This window comes from Pseudomonas sp. GM41(2012) (assembly GCF_000282315.2).
GTDB lineage: Bacteria > Pseudomonadota > Gammaproteobacteria > Pseudomonadales > Pseudomonadaceae > Aquipseudomonas.
In genome coordinates this window covers 112,752-128,645 of sequence record NZ_AKJN02000006.1, presented here as the reverse complement: position 1 = coordinate 128,645, position 15,894 = coordinate 112,752, and the positions used below count along the sequence as shown (strand labels likewise).

Here is a 15,894-nt window from a genome sequence, read left to right as displayed (position 1 = left end):
GGCCTGGCGGTCAATAAAAACAAGAGATCAGACCATCATGACAACCTTGTCGCTCGAAGCGGTTTCGACCGTGCGCTCCAACGCCTACCGTAAAACCGCGTGGCGCCTGATGCCCTTTTTGATGCTGTGCTACCTGTGCGCCTATCTTGATCGGGTCAATGTCGGCTTTGCCAAGCTGCAAATGATGAACGATCTGGCACTCAGCGAAACGGTCTACGGACTGGGTGCCGGCATGTTCTTCATTGGTTACTTCCTGTGCGAAGTCCCCAGCAACATCATTCTCCATAAGGTCGGTGCACGCGTGTGGATCGCGCGCATCATGATCACCTGGGGCATCGTCTCCGCGCTGTTCGCCTTCGTCGAGACTGCCTGGCAATTTTATGCGCTGCGCTTTCTGCTCGGCATTGCCGAAGCGGGCCTGGCGCCGGGGCTGCTGCTGTATCTGACCTACTGGTTTCCGTCGTACCGGCGTGCCCGCATGACCGTGCTGTGGTTTATCGCCATTCCGCTGTCGGGAATGGTCGGCGGCCCGCTCTCCGGCTGGATCATGACTCACTTCGCTGGCATGCACGGCTGGGCCGGCTGGCAATGGATGTTCGTGCTGGAGGCGGTGCCCACGGTCGTTGTCGGGTTGCTGGTGCTGAGCTATCTCAAGGACGGCGTGCATCAGGCCACTTGGCTCGATGATGACGAGAAAGCACTGATCAGCCGCGAACTGGCCGAGGACGACCAGCAGAAAGTCACCCATGCCTCGGTGGGCGAGTTCATCCGCGATCGTCGTCTGTGGTTGCTGGCCGGCATCTACTTCTGCGTGGTGATGGGACAGTACGCCATCACCTTCTGGCTGCCGACCCTGGTGCGTAACGCAGGGGTGTCCGATCCGCTGCACATCGGCTTCCTGACCAGCCTGCCCTATCTCTGTGCGATTGTGGCCATGCTGTATGCCGGACGCAGCGGTGACAAACATCGTGAGCGCCGCTGGCATCTCATTGTACCGATGATCGCGGGTGCTATCGGGCTGAGCCTGGCGGCTCTGATGGGGGGGAATATAACGCTCTCCATTCTCAGCCTTTGCCTGGCCGCTTCCGGAATTCTGTCCGCGACGTCGCTGTTCTGGATGCTGCCTACCACGTTGCTCGGTGGGGTATCTGCCGCAGCCGGCATCGCGGCCGTCAATAGCTTCGCCAACCTCGCCGGTTTCTGCTCGCCCTACCTGATCGGCTGGATCACCACACAGACCGGCTCCAGCGCCATCGGCATGTACCTGATCACCGGCGTACTGCTGTTCGGTGCCACGCTGGTGCTGCGCATCCCCGCCGCCTTGGTCAATCGTTGATTTATTGGAGTTTTCACTATGACTGCTCATCCTGCATTCGCGACATCCACGACTCTGGCGCAACGTGCCCACAACATCCGCCGCCACGCATTGCGCATGGGGCAGGTTCAGGGACAAGGCTACGTCGGCCAGGCCCTCGGCGCCGCCGACCTGCTGGCCGTGTCCTACTTCCACGCATTGAACTATCGACCCGAAGACCCGGAATGGGAAGCCCGCGATCGCTTTTACCTGTCGATCGGTCACTACGCGATTGCACTGTATGCGGCCCTGATCGAAGCCGACATCATCCCGCTCGATGAACTGGAAACCTACGGCGCGGACGACAGCCGCCTGCCGATGTCGGGCATGGCCACCTACACCCCCGGCATGGAGATCACCGGCGGTTCGCTCGGTCAGGGCCTGGGCATCGCGGTCGGTGCCTGCCTGGGCCTCAAACGCAAAGGCTCAACTGCCTTCGTCTACAACCTGCTGTCGGACGGCGAGCTGAATGAAGGCTCGACCTGGGAAGCGGTGATGTCGGCGTCGCACTGGAAGCTCGACAACCTGATCGCCATCGTCGACGTCAACAACCAGCAAGCTGATGGTTACTCGAGTGAAATCCTGTCGTTCGAGCCTATCGTCGATCGCTGGCAGGCTTTTGGCTGGTTCACCCAGCGCGTCGATGGCAATGATCTGGAAGCACTGGTCGCCGCATTCGACGCCGCGCGCAACCATCTCGGCACCCAGCCACGGGTGATCATTTGCGATACCAAAATGGGCAAAGGTGTGCCCTTCCTCGAATCCCGTGAAAAAACCCATTTCATCCGAGTGGAAGAACACGAATGGGATCTGGCACTGAGCAACCTTGAAGAAGGAAAAAACCAATGAGCAACGCAGCCAACACTCCGTCTTCCACGGTTGAACCGGCCAAAAAACGCCTGACCACCTCGGCGATGATCGCCTCGATTGCCTCAGAAGGTCAGGCCACCAGGTCCGCACCTTTTGGTCATGCGCTGGCCGCGCTTGCAGATCAGCGTCCGGATATCGTCGGCCTGTCCGCCGACTTGTCCAAGTACACTGACCTGCACATTTTCGCCAAGGCGCATCCGGATCGTTTCTATCAGATGGGCATGGCCGAGCAACTGCTGATGAGTGCGGCAGCGGGTATGGCCCGCGAAGGTTTCGTACCCTTTGCCACCACCTACGCCGTGTTCGCTTCGCGCCGCGCCTATGACTTCATCTGCATGGCGATTGCTGAAGAGAACCTCAACGTCAAGATCGTCTGTGGCTTGCCCGGCCTCACCACCGGTTACGGCCCTAGTCACCAGGCTACAGATGATCTGGCAATCTTCCGCGCCATGCCCAACCTGATGATCGTCGACCCGTGCGATGCACTTGAAATCGAACAGGCCGTGCCCGCCATCGCAGCGCACCAAGGCCCGGTTTACATGCGCTTGCTACGCGGAAATGTGCCGCTGGTACTGGACGAGTACGGCTACAAATTCGAGATCGGCAAAGCCAAGACCCTGCGTACCGGCAACGATGTTCTGATCATCTCCACCGGCTTGATGACCATGCGTGCATTGGAGGCTGCAAAAGAGCTGCAAGCGGACGGGGTTGATGTTGCCGTGCTGCACGTGCCGACGATCAAACCGCTGGATGAGCAAACCATTCTGGCTGAAGCCCGCAAACCTGGTCGCCTGGTGGTCACCGCAGAAAACAGCTCCATTATTGGTGGACTGGGCGAGGCAGTCGCCGGCGTGTTGCTGCGCAATGGCGTGACGCCGACCTACAGGCAGATTGCATTACCCGATGCATTTCTGGATGCCGGGGCCTTGCCGACGCTGCACGATCGTTACGGCATTTCGACTGAGGCTGTCAAAGCCCGGATCAAAGCCTGGCTTTGACCGCATTCACCACATGCACCGATAACACTCAGCCCCAATCGAACGGTTTGAAAACCTGAATCTGCACCCAGATAGCGACCTCTGGAGACAGCGGTCGCTATTCAAATACGTGCAAGTCCCCTGCCCCGCGAGCATCGACACCGTAGCGTCGGTTCCGAGGCCCAGCCTTCAACGGCTGGTAGCGCCCTGCAGAAAAAACTGCATGACCTGCGTCGCCATGCCGACGCGGGCAACCCGCCCACGCCGTTCCGCATCGACAAATCCGTAAATGATCGAGGCAAACATCTCCGTCAGCACTTGGGCACTGATGTCGATGCGAAACACTCCTTTGTGCTGACCGCGCAGAAAGAAATTGTCCAGCGCGTCCGAATAAGGCTGCCAGCGACTGCCGCTTGCGCATTCATCCAGTGAGTCAGGCCGCCAGTGGAAGGCCAGGAAAGCCAGAAGTTCACGATGGGTCAAATGACTTTCGATCAGGCGCTGGAGGGCCTCAAGCGGCGGTGCCTCCTGCAGGTTCGCGTTCTCCATGACCTGATTGATCACGACAGAGCCGTAATTGAACAGCATCTCAATGAGGTTGTTACGTGTGCCACAGAAGCGATTCAACGTGGCCTTGCTCACACCTGCGGCTTCGGCGATGTCTTTGAACGTCCCTGCCGGGTGATCGACCATGGCAATCGCCAGGGCCTTCAACAGTTTCTCGTTCGCTGCAGATAAATCCATTAGGCGTTTCTTCGATTATCAGAATGACGTGCGAGCATTGTGCAGAAATGGCTCATCTTCTCAAGTGCTATGGCTAAGTTGCTCACAAAAGCCTCTCATGAGTCAATATTGACTCATTTGAGAAAATAAACAATCATTCGCATCTTTAGCAGCTAATGGGCGTGGCCCAGGTGAAAGATGAGTACGTCGCGCAGATGGCAAGTGGTTCCGGTACTCCCTTTATTGGCCGCATTGAGCCTGGCACTGGCAGGTTGTGAAAAGCCGCCGCAGGGTTGGGGCGGACCCGGGGGGCCGCGTGAAGTCGAAGCGATGACAGTCAGCAGCGAACCACTGACCCTGATCGCACAACTACCGGGGCGTGTAGAGCCGGTGCGCGTGGCTGAAGTGCGCGCACGGGTAGCGGGCATCGTGCTGGCTCGGCATTTCGAGGAAGGCGCGGATGTCAAAGCCGGCGATCTGCTGTTTCAGATCGACCCGGCGCCGTTCAAGGCTGCGCTCTCGCGGGCTCAGGGCGAGCTGGCCAAGACCGATGCTGCGCTGTTCCAGGCTCAGACGACCGTCAAGCGTTATGAACCGCTGGTCAAGATCGAGGCCGTAAGTCAGCAGGACTTCGATACCGCCAAAGCGGCCCTGCAAAGCGCTCTGGCAGCCAAGCGCTCGGCCCAGGCCGATGTCGAGACAGCCCAGTTGAACCTGAGCTACTCCACGGTCAAAGCCCCTATCGCCGGGCGCATCGGCCGAGCCCTGGTCACCGAGGGTGCATTGGTCGGTCAAGGCGACGCAACCATGATGGCGCGCATCCAGCAACTGGACCCGATCTACGTCGACTTCACCCAGCCCGCAGCCGATGCATTGCGTATGCGCGCAGCCATCGAACAGGGGCGCCTTACCGGCAACGCTGAAACACCGCTGACCCTAAGTGTCGAAGGCTCAGAGCACCAGAGCCAGGGCGAGTTGCTGTTCTCCGATGTCGCCGTGGACCGCGCCACCGGCCAGATCTCGCTGCGCGGGCGCTTCGCCAACCCGGGAACGGCGCTGCTGCCGGGCATGTACGTGCGCGTCAGTGCGCCACAAGGCCTGGACAAGGCCGCCATTCTGATACCGCAACGCGCCGTGCAGCGCTCTGCCGATGGTCAGGCACGAGTGCTGGTCATCGGCCAGGACCAGACAATCGAAGCCAAACCGGTGAACACCGGCGCCATGCAGGGCTCCCGCTGGCAGATCACCAAGGGACTGGTCGTGGGTGACCAGATCGTCACCGGCGCAATGAACGGCATCAATCCGGGCGACAAAGTCATTGCCAAATCGCTGACTACCCAGCAGGCCAAGGTCCAGTAAGGGCGTAGCGCTCAAGGAAACGACATGTCTCAGTTTTTTATCCGACGCCCGAATTTTGCCTGGGTCGTCGCGTTGTTCATCATGCTCGCCGGTCTGCTGGTCATCCCGTTGCTTCCGGTGGCCCAGTACCCGGTCGTCGCGCCACCGCAGATCACCATTACCGCCAACTACCCGGGCGCCTCGGCGAAAGTCCTGGTGGATTCGGTCACCAGCGTCATCGAGGAAGAACTCAATGGCGCCAAGGGCCTGCTCTACTACGAGTCCACCAGCAACTCCAACGGTACCGGCGAGATCGTCGTGACCTTCGAACCCGGGACCAGCCCACCGCTGGCCCAGGTCGATGTCCAGAACCGGATCAAGAAAGCCGAGGCGCGTCTGCCCAAGGCCGTGCTCGATCTGGGCCTGCAGGTCGAGCAAGCCAGTTCCGGCTTCCTGATGATTTACACCCTGAGCTACAAAGGCGACAGCGCCGGCAAAGACACCGTCGCCCTCGCCGACTACGCCGCGCGCAACGTCAACAATGAAATCAGTCGCGTCAAAGGTGTCGGTCGGCTGCAGTTTTTCGCGGCTGAAGCCGCCATGCGGGTCTGGATCGATCCGCAGAAGTTGATCGGTTATGGGCTGTCCATCGACGATGTAAATGCGGCGATCCGCACGCAGAACGTCCAGGTGCCGGCCGGCAGTTTCGGCAGCACCCCCGGCTCGTCGCAACAGGAACTGACCGCGACCCTGGCGGTCAAGGGCACCTTGGACAACCCTGAGGAGTTCGGCCGTATCGTCCTGCGAGCCAAACAGGACGGCTCGACTGTGCGCTTGGCCGATGTGGCACGCATCGCCGTGGGCAGTCAAAGCTACAACTTCGAGTCGCGCCTCAACGGCAAGCCTGCCGTTGCCGCCGCAGTGCAACTTGCCCCCGGCGCCAATGCCATTGCAACGGTGGCGGCAGTCAAGCAACGCCTGAACGAACTCTCAGTCAATCTGCCCAGCGATGCCGAGTTCTCCGTTCCCTACGACACCTCGCGCTTCGTCGACGTAGCCATCGACAAAGTGATCTACACCCTGATCGAAGCCATGGTCCTGGTGTTCCTGGTGATGTTCCTGTTTCTGCAGAACATCCGCTACACGTTGATCCCTGGCATCGTGGTGCCGGTCTGCCTGCTGGGCACCCTGACCTTCATGTACTTGCTGGGTTTCTCGGTGAACATGATGACCATGTTCGGCATGGTGCTGGCCATCGGCATCCTGGTGGACGACGCCATCGTGGTGGTGGAGAACGTCGAGCGAATCATGGCTGAGGAAGGACTCAGCCCCGCCGCTGCGACGGTCAAGGCGATGGGCCAGGTGTCGGGCGCAATCATCGGCATCACCCTGGTCCTGTCGGCGGTCTTCCTGCCGCTGGCCTTTATGTCCGGGTCGGTGGGCGTGATCTATCAGCAGTTTTCATTGTCGCTGGCAGTGTCCATTCTGTTTTCGGGTTTCCTGGCCCTCACCTTCACCCCGGCGCTGTGTGCCACCCTGCTCAAACCCGTCCCGGTCGGGCATCACGAAAAGCGCGGTTTCTTCGGCGCGTTCAACCGGGGCTTCAACCGCCTCGCAAACCGCTATGAGCGCCTCAACAGCACCTTGGTCAAACGCACCGGGCGCTACATGTTGATCTATGCGGGCATCGTCGCCCTACTGGGCTTTTTCTACCTGCGCCTGCCCGAGTCTTTCGTCCCCATCGAGGACCAGGGTTACCTGATTATCGATGTCCAGCTCCCTCCTGGGGCCACCCGTAACCGCACTGACCAGACGGCCCGAGAACTGGAACGCTACATGATGTCCCGGGACACCACAGCCTCGATGACCATGTTGCTGGGTTTCAGTTTTTCCGGCCAGGGCGAAAACGCCGGCCTCGCCTTCCCGACGTTGAAAGATTGGTCTGAGCGCGGCAAGGGACAGTCGGCGGCGGACGAGGCGGCAGCCTTCAACCAACGGTTTGCCAGCCTGAATGACGGCACCGTCATGGCCGTGAGCCCGCCGCCGATTGAAGGCATGGGCACTTCCGGCGGCTTCGCCCTGCGCCTGCAAGACCGCGCCGGACTCGGCCGAGAAGCCCTGTTGGCAGCGCGTGACCAGTTGCTGGGCAAGGCCAACGGCAATCCGAAGATTCTCTACACGATTATGGAAGGCCTGGCTGAAGCACCGCAGTTGCGCCTGGATATCGATCGGGAGAAGGCCCGAGCGCTAGGGGTGAGTTTCGATTCGATCAACAACGCTCTGTCAACGGCGTTCGGCTCCACGGTGATCAATGACTTCGCCAATGCCGGCCGCCTGCAACGCGTGGTGGTGCAAGCCGAACAGGCCGCCCGCATGACACCCGAAAGCGTGCTCAAGCTGTATGTCCCCAACGACAGCAATGCCTTGGTGCCGCTGAGCGCGTTTGTTTCTACTCGCTGGGAGGACGGCGCGGTGCAGATCGCCCGCTACAACGGCTACCCGGCCATTAAAATCGCCGGGGATGCGGCGCACGGCGTCAGCACCGGCGAAGCCATGGCCGAACTGGAACGCCTGGCCGCCGAACTTCCACCCGGCATAGGTTACGAATGGACCGGCCTGTCCTATCAGGAAAAGGTCGCCAGCGGCCAGGCCTTAACGGTCTTTGCCTTGGCCTTTTTAGTGGTGTTTCTGTTGCTGGTCGCGCTCTATGAGAGTTGGGCCATCCCGTTGACGGTGATGCTGATCGTGCCGGTAGGTGCGCTGGGCGCCGTGCTGGCCGTCACTGCCGCCGGCATGCCCAATGACGTCTATTTCAAGGTCGGCCTGATCACCATCATCGGCCTGGCGGCGAAAAACGCGATCCTGATCGTCGAGTTCGCCAAAGAACTGTGGGAACAAGGCGTGCCCGTACGCGAGGCGGCTATTCAGGCCGCGCGCCTGCGTTTTCGCCCCATCGTGATGACCTCCATGGCCTTTATCCTCGGCGTCGTTCCTCTGACGCTGGCCACCGGAGCCGGCGCTGCCAGCCAGCGCGCCATCGGCACCGGGGTGATTGGCGGCATGCTCAGCGCCACCCTGCTGGGGGTGATCTTTGTCCCGGTGTTTTTCGTCTGGGTGCTGTCCTGGCTGCAACGCAAACCTCAATCATCCGCCTCTGGCGAAACCCGGACCACGGAGTAACCCCCATGCACTCGAATAACCTTCGCTGGTCCACCGTAGCGACACTGAGTGTCGTGCTGGGGGGCTGCTCGCTGGCCCCCGACTACCATCGGCCCGCATCGCCGGTGGCTATGCAATGGAGCGACGCGTCACAGCAAAAAACCGGCACCGCCGTCGTCGATGCCGATGCCTTGAACTGGCAAGCCTTTATTATCGACCCGCAGCTGCGTCGGGCCGTGACGGCCGCCCTGGACAATAACCGCAGTCTGCGCCAGGCGCTGCTGGACATCGACGCCGCGCGCGCCCAATACCGGATCCAGCGCGCCGACCGCGTACCGTCGCTCAACGCCACCGCCAGCGGCAATCGCCAACGTCTGCCCGGTGACCTTTCGACCACAAACAACCCACAGGTCAACAGCACTTATCAGGTCGGCCTCGGGATGAGCGAGTTCGAGCTCGATCTGTTCGGTCGAGTGCGCAACCTGTCCGACGCGGCACTGGAACAGTACCTGGCGACTGCAGAAGCAACCCGCGGCACGCAGATCGCTCTGGTGGCCGAAGTCACCCAGGCCTACTTGACCCGTGACGGTGCACAACGGCGCCTGGCGCTTACCCGACAGACTCTTGAGACGCGCAAGGCCTCACTGGAACTGATAACCCAGCGACGCAAGGCCGGCACCGCCACGGCACTGGATTATCAAGAGGCCCTGGGGCTGACCGAACAGGCCCGGGCCGACCTGGAGAGCACCGATCGACAGCTACGCCAGGCAGGTCATACCCTGCAACTGCTGATCGGTACACAGGATGCAGAGAGCTACCTGCCCGCCACACCTCAGGACGAGCTGCTGCTGGTGCAGGACATCGAACCCGGCACCTCGTCGACGCTGATCGAACGGCGTCCGGATATCCTCGCCAGCGAACACCGACTCAAGGCACGCAATGCCGACATCGGTGCCGCCAGGGCGGCGTTCTTCCCGCGCCTGTCACTGACCGGCTCGTTCGGTAGTTCCAGCAAGGAGTTGTCCGGGTTGTTTGACGGTGGTTCGAACGCCTGGACCTTCGCCCCTAGTCTGTCATTGCCGATCTTCGCCGGCGGACGTAATCGGGCCGGCCTGGACCTGGCCAAGGTGCGCAAGGATTCGGCAGTGGCCAACTATGAAGACACGATCCAGAGCGCTTTCCGCGAGGTCGCCGACAGCCTCGCCGCCACCGACACGCTGCGCCGCGAGGAAGTCGCCCGCCAGGCACTGGCCGATTCCAGCCAAGAGGCACTGAAACTAGCCAAGGCCCGCTACGAAGGGGGAGTGGATACCCATTTGCGCTACCTGGATGCCCAGCGCAGCGCCTTCAGCGATCAATCCACGCTGATTCAGGTCAGCACCGAACGACAGATCGCACTGACCAACCTGTTCAAAAGCCTGGGCGGTGGATGGCGTGCTGATGCAGCCGGAAATAGCGGTAATTGAGCCCAGCCACTTATCGTCACCCCCCCAGGAGGGTCAATGCACACTGAATGTGATTATCTGAAGATCGGTCCCGGCGAACTCGACGCAACTTCTCTAGCGGAGTTGATCCAGGGGCAGTCCTTGCCCCTCTGGTTCACCGGTGTCGACTTCAGCGGTCAGGATCTGTCGCGGGTGAATCTGCAAGGCGCACGCTTCGAACGCTGCCTCTTCGCCGGCAGCAATCTGACCGCGGCGAAGCTCGATAGCGCCGAGTGGTTGAGTTGCCGAGCAGCACACGCGATGTTTCGCTCGGCAACATTGGTCGATGCCAAGTTCGTCAGCTCCGACCTGAACAATACCCAGTGGCAGCACAGCAAGCTGGCTCACGCCTCCTTTGACGGCTGCAAGCTGACGGGCGCCAATTTCATTGACACCTCAACCCTGGGTTTAAGTTTTTCCGACTGCGTGCTGCGCAGCGCCTGCCTGTCCGGCCTTTCATTCTACAAATCGCAGCTGCGAGGCCTCGACTTTGCCGACGCCGATCTGAGTTACTGCGACTTTCGTCATGCCGTCTTTCTTGAGGGGGGAAGCTTGTCGCTGGCCCGGGTCAATAATGCTCGTTTCGACCAGGCTGATTTGCGGGAGGCGAGTCTGGATGGACTACGCCTTGTCGATGCGAAGATGTTCAAGGGCGCGATTATCTCCAAAAGCCAGGCGGCGATGCTGCTATCAGGGTTAGGCCTGACCGTGTTGTAGCGCGAAGCTGGCGTTTACATTACTCATAGACAGTGTGCCGCTGGCAAGCCACAAGTACATCGGCAACACGCAGGAGCTCACGCTGAACATCCTGCGCGATGCCGAAAACTTGCACTCCAAGACGTTCGAAACTCTATCCGGCAGATGGACAATTTTAGTTATTCGTCAACCGTTGGAACTCCGCAACGTTTTCGGGTGTGATGAGGCGATAAGGAATAAACAAACTCTGTTCAACTGCTTTTTTATCAATCATTTTTATGGCAGCCTCCAGGGCACCTTCTGATTGACCTCTAGCATCCTGGAACACGGATACCGTCATGAGGCCTCGTTGAATCGCGGCCAACCCGTCGGAAGTACCGTCAACCCCTCCAACAAGAACTTCCTTTACGCCTGATTGACGTAGTGCCATCGCCGCCCCAATCGCCATTTCATCGTTATTTGATAAAATCGCGTCAATTTTTTTACCGGCCACCAACCAATTATTTGTAATATCCATACCTTTTTCACGGAGCCAGGAGCCACTCTGCTCCTCAACTAAATTAATATTCGGATACTTGGCTAGGACCTCCTTAAAACCAGCCGTACGACTGTGAGTTGCATTGTTGGCCAAGTCCCCCAACAAAATGGCCACTCGACCTTTGCCATCCAGCCTCTGAGCCAAGAATTGCGCTTGCATTCTCCCAGACTCCTTGTCATCAGAGGTCACTGTTACTACGCCGTCAGGCAGCTGAGGTTTATCGGGTCTCCGGTTAAGGTAAATCAAAGGAATTCCTGCTTTGACGGCCGATTCAGTAATGGCGTCCGTGGCACCGGTATCCACCGGATTGACTATGACGGCATCGACTTTCTGGCTAATGAAACTCTGAACCTGGTTTAATTGTTTGACCACGTCATTCCGTGCATCTTCAAACTGTAGATCTACCCCTTCCTTTTGGGCTCGACTGCTTAAATAATTTCGCAAGGCCGTAAGATAAGTATCATCGAATGTCGGCATGCTTACACCGATCCTGAGCTCAGCCAGCACAGAGGTACTCATCAGAAGCAACATCGTAGAAGCCAGCACGCGAGACTTGATATGCATATTTAAAATTCCTATTTTTTATTGTTGGTGTTTGTACGTTATCAAAACAATTAGTGCGCAATAAAAAAGAAACCTGGCCCGATTCAACAGTGACAAATATTGGCTCCCCCCAAGCTAAATAGTCGACCCATCAGCACCGGTGATGGCGTAAGGCGGTGGACCTGGCTCACAGGTGAAGGACAGGCTATCGGGGGTATTTGGCCGGGCCAGCCAATCAGATCGCAGTGTCGCGCAAACCCGGGCCATCGCGGCGCTGCATCAGTTCCTTGAGGCGTTTGCGCAGTAGCGCCGATTGATACCAGTGGGCCGACACCAGGCTTTTTTCCGCCGCTCGGGCGACTTCGGGACCGGACAATCGGTAGTCACTGGATAAAGGCTGGATGACATGTGCAAAAGCCAGACTTGGTTCGGACATGTTCTTATTCTCCGCAAGCTTGATAGTTTCAGGCGCTTGCCTGGATGTGGAATCACATCGCAGGAGAAAATATAGGGGGTCGGGAAATTGCACTCAATCCCTTGCACCGATTCCCTATCAAGCTATCATCCGGCCGCTATAGAGCTTGATAGTTCTCTATCAAGGCACTCGTGAGGCTCGCCATGAACAGGCGCACGAGCCCTATCATAGCGACCGTCGCCGAGCAGTGTCGCGACCGTCGACCGGGTGCTCAACGCCCGTGCCCCGGTCAATCCGCAAATCGCCGAGCGAGTGTTCCTGGCACCAGTCGTTAACGCCTTGCGCTGTTCGGCCCTGCTCATTAAATCCAGCAAAGTCACTCTGGGTGGCCGTGGATTTTCATGCTTACCGCCACAACGAAAAAAGAGGCCGAAGCCTCTTATATCAATGCCAGATACAAATCACGCGCACACAAAAACGCCACTCTACTGAGTGGCGTTTTTGTGAATGCTTGGAGCGGGAAACGAGACTCGCATCTGGTGTCCGACCCATTGAAATCTAAGGGGTTTCTGTTATTCCTGAAGCAGGAATGGACTCAATTCTGGACTTGTTCAAAGGACGCATCAAGAACAAAAAAAAGGATGACTCCAAGCCAATCTTCTGCACCATGCCGACCTCGGGCGCAGCAGCTTTCCGGCGGGCGCGCCTGGCTCAGACAAATACCTCCCGTCATGCAGATCAGCGGCGAGCGCAATCACTCATAAAGCGACTCATATCCCGAGAAAGGTTAATAACAAATATTTCATATTGTTGGCTATCCAGCTCATGAAGCCTGAATAGAAACTGGCAAGAAATTTTAAGCGCTATGCATTCACCGGTCGCAGCACCATTAAATAGCCTGGGGCGCATCGCCAGCATTGCGGGAAACCCAACGCTTTCCCCCTCGGTAGTCGTTCGGATGACTTTGCGGCCAGCTTCGGTGTCCTGATATATCTCCAGATGCCCCTTTAGAACGACATAGAAGCAATCTGCGCGTTCTCCCTGGCGATAGAGCCGACATGCTCGGCGTTACAGGACCGGGGGAAGCGTCATCCTCGACATGGCTTTTTTGTAGTTTATGAAGCGTTCATGGTTTTGTGGGTGTCGATCAGATGCTGCAGCACACCCGGATCGGCCAAGGTGGAGATATCCCCCAACCCATCGTATTCGGCAGCCGCAATCTTGCGCAGAATGCGGCGCATGATCTTGCCCGAACGGGTTTTCGGCAGCCCCGGCGCCCACTGGATGACATCCGGCGAGGCAATCGGGCCGATTTCCTTGCGCACCCAGTTCTTCAGCTCAGTACGCAGTTTTTCGTCTGCATCTTCGCCGCTATTAATCGTGACGTAGACATAGATACCCTGGCCTTTGATGTCGTGCGGCACACCGACCACCGCCGCTTCGGCGACCTTCGGGTGAGCGACCATCGCACTTTCGATCTCGGCAGTCCCCATGCGGTGGCCGGAGACGTTGAGCACATCATCCACGCGACCGGTGATCCAGTAGTAACCGTCTTCATCACGACGCGCACCGTCACCGGTGAAGTACATGCCGCGGAACGTCTTGAAGTAGGTATCGACGAAGCGGTCATGGTCGCCATACAGCGTGCGCGCCTGGCCCGGCCACGAATCGAGAATCACCAGGTTGCCCTCGGCCACGCCTTCGATGATGTTGCCCAAGTTGTCCACCAGGGCCGGCACCACGCCGAAGAACGGACGTGCCGCCGAGCCCGGCTTGAGTGCGTGCGCACCCGGCAGCGGGCTCATCATGTTGCCGCCCGTTTCGGTCTGCCACCAGGTGTCGACGATCGGGCAACGGGACTGGCCGACGTTCTTGTAGTACCAGTCCCACGCTTCCGGGTTGATCGGCTCACCGACCGAACCGAGCAGGCGCAGGCTGCTGCCATCGGCGCCTTCCACGGCGGCCTTGCCCGACGCCATCATCGCGCGAATGGCGGTGGGCGCGGTGTAAAGGATGTTGACCTTGTGCTTGTCGACGATTTTCGCCACCCGGGTGATGTCCGGGTAGTTCGGCACGCCTTCGAACAGCAGCGTGGTCGCGCCATTGGCCAGCGGGCCGTAGACGATGTAACTGTGGCCGGTGACCCAGCCGACGTCGGCGGTGCACCAGTAGACTTCGCCCGGACGGTAATCGAACACGCGCTCGTGGGTCATCGCCGCGTACAACAGGTAACCGGCGGTGGTGTGCTGCACGCCCTTCGGCTTACCGGTCGAACCGGAGGTGTACAGGATGAACAGCGCTTCTTCCGCGCCCATCTCTTTCGGCGCGCAGACACTGCCGGCCACTTTCATCAGGTCTTCGTACCAGATGTCGCGATGCTGGTTCCACTTGATGTTGCCACCGGTGCGCTGGCACACGATGACTTTCTGAATGCTGCTGGTTTCCGGGTTGGTCAGCGCGTCGTCGACGTTGCTCTTCAGTGGAATCTTCTTGCCGGCACGAATGCCTTCGTCGGCGGTGATCACCACTTTGGATTTGCAGTCGATGATGCGACCGGCCAGGGCTTCCGGCGAGAAACCACCAAACACCACCGAGTGAATCGCGCCGATCCGGGTACACGCCAGCATGGCGACCACGGCTTCGGGGATCATCGGCATATAGATAGTCACCACGTCGCCGCGGTGCACATCCTGGCCGCGCAGGGCGTTGGCGAACTTGCAGACTTGTTCGTGCAGCTCGCGGTAGGTGATGTTGCGGCTTTCGGCAGGGTCATCCCCTTCCCAAATGATCGCGACTTGATCGCCGCGCTCGGCCAGATGACGGTCGAGGCAGTTGTAGGAAACGTTCAGGGTGCCGTCGGCGAACCATTTGATGTCGACATGGTGATCGTCAAAGGAAGTCTGTTTCACCGTGGTGAAAGGCTTGATCCAGTCGAGGCGCTTGGCTTGCTCGCGCCAGAAGCCGTCCGGGTTGACGACGGACTGCTGGTACATGGCCTTGTAGGTCGCCTCGTCAGTCAGCGTGTTGGCCAAAACCTCGGGACGAACGGGATACAGAGAAGCCGCACTCATCTTTGCTACCTCGGTGAATAGTTGTTTTTGTTAAATGTTTTGCGCTGATCAAACGTGCTCGGCTCGCAAGCGCTATAGCCGACGTCTCAAGCACGCCCGTGATGGTGTTGAGCTCTTCTAACGACAAGTCATATCTGGAAGCAGCTGAGCAATATGGATTTGAATTTCGTACTACTTCTTACTTCGTCTGATCCAATTGACCCGGGTGGCATCAGTGGCGCAATAACCTGCGAAGCGGGACCCCATCTTTCAGTACCGGCGATTTAATGACGATGTAACTGAAGTATTTTGAAATACCGATATTCTTGTCCAGCAGACCTTCAATCACTTCCTGATAGTGCTGGATGCTGCAGGTCATGAAACGCACCAGATAATCGTAACCGCCGCTGATCAAGTGGCACTCGAGCACCTCATCGACCAAGCGGATATTGGACTCGAACTTGGCGAAGTCCTCCCGCTTGTGGTCGCTGAGCGTGATCTCAGTAAATACCGTGACTGAGTCGGTGATTTTGGCAAGATTGAGATGGGCTCTATACCCGGAAATATAGCCGGCCGACTCAAGCCGCTTGACCCGTTGCAAACATGGGCTGGACGACAGACCCACCGCATCGGCCAGGCTGACGTTAGTCATTCGGCCGTCCTTTTGAAGCTCAACCAGGATACTGATATCAATTCGGTCTAGTTTGATTAAACCTTCCATCGTGTACCTCTTGGTTGCCATTCAGT

At 58.7% G+C, this 15,894-nt stretch carries 11 protein-coding genes and 4 pseudogenes; 8 read left to right on the top strand and 7 right to left on the bottom strand.

Annotated elements, in window-relative coordinates:
- The first annotated feature begins 37 nt into the window (after positions 1-37).
- From PMI27_RS25000 to PMI27_RS25010, 3 genes are read left to right on the top strand one after another with little or no spacing between them, the layout of a single operon-like run.
- Positions 38-1,336, top strand: coding sequence for an MFS transporter (locus PMI27_RS25000; protein WP_008154199.1), 1,299 nt, complete (start codon positions 38-40; stop codon positions 1,334-1,336).
- An 18-nt stretch (positions 1,337-1,354) separates the two neighbouring features.
- The gene (locus PMI27_RS25005) at positions 1,355-2,203 is read left to right on the top strand and encodes a transketolase (RefSeq protein WP_008154201.1); all 849 of its coding nucleotides are present in this window, start codon (positions 1,355-1,357) and stop codon (positions 2,201-2,203) included.
- The gene (locus PMI27_RS25010; RefSeq protein ID WP_008154203.1) at positions 2,200-3,222 is read left to right on the top strand and encodes a transketolase family protein; all 1,023 of its coding nucleotides are present in this window, start codon (positions 2,200-2,202) and stop codon (positions 3,220-3,222) included. The genes PMI27_RS25005 and PMI27_RS25010 overlap by 4 nt, the downstream gene beginning before the upstream one ends.
- 168 nt (positions 3,223-3,390) lie before the next feature.
- Here PMI27_RS25010 and PMI27_RS25015 read toward each other — a convergent pair whose 3' ends face one another.
- A complete protein-coding gene (locus PMI27_RS25015) occupies positions 3,391-3,945 on the bottom strand; it encodes a TetR/AcrR family transcriptional regulator (RefSeq protein ID WP_008154205.1) in 555 nt (184 codons plus the stop codon).
- Between the two features lie 177 nt (positions 3,946-4,122).
- Here PMI27_RS25015 and PMI27_RS25020 point away from each other — a divergent pair, with 177 nt between their 5' ends.
- The 4 genes from PMI27_RS25020 to PMI27_RS25035 are packed head-to-tail and all read left to right on the top strand — an operon-like array spanning position 4,123 to position 10,622.
- Positions 4,123-5,283 carry an efflux RND transporter periplasmic adaptor subunit gene (locus PMI27_RS25020; protein ID WP_008154208.1) on the top strand — a complete coding sequence of 387 codons (1,161 nt, stop codon included), beginning with the start codon at positions 4,123-4,125 and terminating at the stop codon, positions 5,281-5,283.
- 24 nt (positions 5,284-5,307) lie between these two features.
- Positions 5,308-8,442: an efflux RND transporter permease subunit gene (locus PMI27_RS25025; RefSeq protein ID WP_008154210.1), complete on the top strand. Its 3,135-nt coding sequence runs from the start codon at positions 5,308-5,310 to the stop codon at positions 8,440-8,442.
- Between the two features lie 5 nt (positions 8,443-8,447).
- Positions 8,448-9,887 (top strand): efflux transporter outer membrane subunit, encoded by a 1,440-nt coding sequence (locus PMI27_RS25030; protein WP_008154211.1) that lies wholly within the window; start codon positions 8,448-8,450, stop codon positions 9,885-9,887.
- A gap of 36 nt (positions 9,888-9,923) precedes the next feature.
- A complete protein-coding gene (locus tag PMI27_RS25035) occupies positions 9,924-10,622 on the top strand; it encodes a pentapeptide repeat-containing protein (protein WP_008154213.1) in 699 nt (232 codons plus the stop codon).
- 154 nt (positions 10,623-10,776) lie between these two features.
- On the opposite strand, the gene PMI27_RS25040 is transcribed toward PMI27_RS25035, so the two are convergent.
- The 3 genes and pseudogenes from PMI27_RS25040 to PMI27_RS25045 all read right to left on the bottom strand — a co-directional run.
- Positions 10,777-11,703 (bottom strand): sugar ABC transporter substrate-binding protein, encoded by a 927-nt coding sequence (locus tag PMI27_RS25040; RefSeq protein WP_008154215.1) that lies wholly within the window; start codon positions 11,701-11,703, stop codon positions 10,777-10,779.
- A 117-nt stretch (positions 11,704-11,820) separates the two neighbouring features.
- Positions 11,821-11,919 (bottom strand): annotated as a pseudogene (locus tag PMI27_RS32015) (sugar phosphate isomerase/epimerase); the annotation flags it as partial.
- 1 nt (position 11,920) lies between these two features.
- Positions 11,921-12,118 (bottom strand): annotated as a pseudogene (locus PMI27_RS25045) (fatty acid desaturase); the annotation flags it as partial.
- Positions 12,119-12,300: 182 nt separating this feature from the next.
- Here PMI27_RS25045 and PMI27_RS32010 point away from each other — a divergent pair.
- A pseudogene (locus PMI27_RS32010) lies at positions 12,301-12,421 on the top strand (LacI family transcriptional regulator); the annotation flags it as partial.
- A 414-nt stretch (positions 12,422-12,835) separates the two neighbouring features.
- Here the strand turns inward: PMI27_RS32010 and PMI27_RS32380 are convergent.
- The 3 genes and pseudogenes from PMI27_RS32380 to PMI27_RS25055 all read right to left on the bottom strand — a co-directional run.
- Positions 12,836-13,141: pseudogene (locus PMI27_RS32380) on the bottom strand (cyclic nucleotide-binding domain-containing protein); the annotation flags it as partial.
- A gap of 71 nt (positions 13,142-13,212) precedes the next feature.
- Positions 13,213-15,168, bottom strand: coding sequence for an acetate--CoA ligase (gene acs, locus PMI27_RS25050; protein WP_024164527.1), 1,956 nt, complete (start codon positions 15,166-15,168; stop codon positions 13,213-13,215).
- A 211-nt stretch (positions 15,169-15,379) separates the two neighbouring features.
- Positions 15,380-15,868, bottom strand: a complete 489-nt coding sequence (locus PMI27_RS25055) for an Lrp/AsnC family transcriptional regulator (RefSeq protein WP_008146530.1) — start codon at positions 15,866-15,868, stop codon at positions 15,380-15,382.
- Positions 15,869-15,894 lie beyond the last annotated feature (26 nt).

What these genes read in the sequence shown, in the direction of transcription:
- PMI27_RS25000 (WP_008154199.1), top strand. Translation starts at nt 38, where the DNA reads ATGACAACCTTGTCGCTCGAAGCGGTTTCGACCGTGCGCTCCAACGCC.
- PMI27_RS25005 (WP_008154201.1), top strand. Translation starts at nt 1,355, where the DNA reads ATGACTGCTCATCCTGCATTCGCGACATCCACGACTCTGGCGCAACGT.
- PMI27_RS25010 (WP_008154203.1), top strand. Translation starts at nt 2,200, where the DNA reads ATGAGCAACGCAGCCAACACTCCGTCTTCCACGGTTGAACCGGCCAAA.
- PMI27_RS25015 (WP_008154205.1), bottom strand. Translation starts at nt 3,945, where the DNA reads ATGGATTTATCTGCAGCGAACGAGAAACTGTTGAAGGCCCTGGCGATT.
- PMI27_RS25020 (WP_008154208.1), top strand. Translation starts at nt 4,123, where the DNA reads ATGAGTACGTCGCGCAGATGGCAAGTGGTTCCGGTACTCCCTTTATTG.
- PMI27_RS25025 (WP_008154210.1), top strand. Translation starts at nt 5,308, where the DNA reads ATGTCTCAGTTTTTTATCCGACGCCCGAATTTTGCCTGGGTCGTCGCG.
- PMI27_RS25030 (WP_008154211.1), top strand. Translation starts at nt 8,448, where the DNA reads ATGCACTCGAATAACCTTCGCTGGTCCACCGTAGCGACACTGAGTGTC.
- PMI27_RS25035 (WP_008154213.1), top strand. Translation starts at nt 9,924, where the DNA reads ATGCACACTGAATGTGATTATCTGAAGATCGGTCCCGGCGAACTCGAC.
- PMI27_RS25040 (WP_008154215.1), bottom strand. Translation starts at nt 11,703, where the DNA reads ATGCATATCAAGTCTCGCGTGCTGGCTTCTACGATGTTGCTTCTGATG.
- acs (WP_024164527.1), bottom strand. Translation starts at nt 15,168, where the DNA reads ATGAGTGCGGCTTCTCTGTATCCCGTTCGTCCCGAGGTTTTGGCCAAC.
- PMI27_RS25055 (WP_008146530.1), bottom strand. Translation starts at nt 15,868, where the DNA reads ATGGAAGGTTTAATCAAACTAGACCGAATTGATATCAGTATCCTGGTT.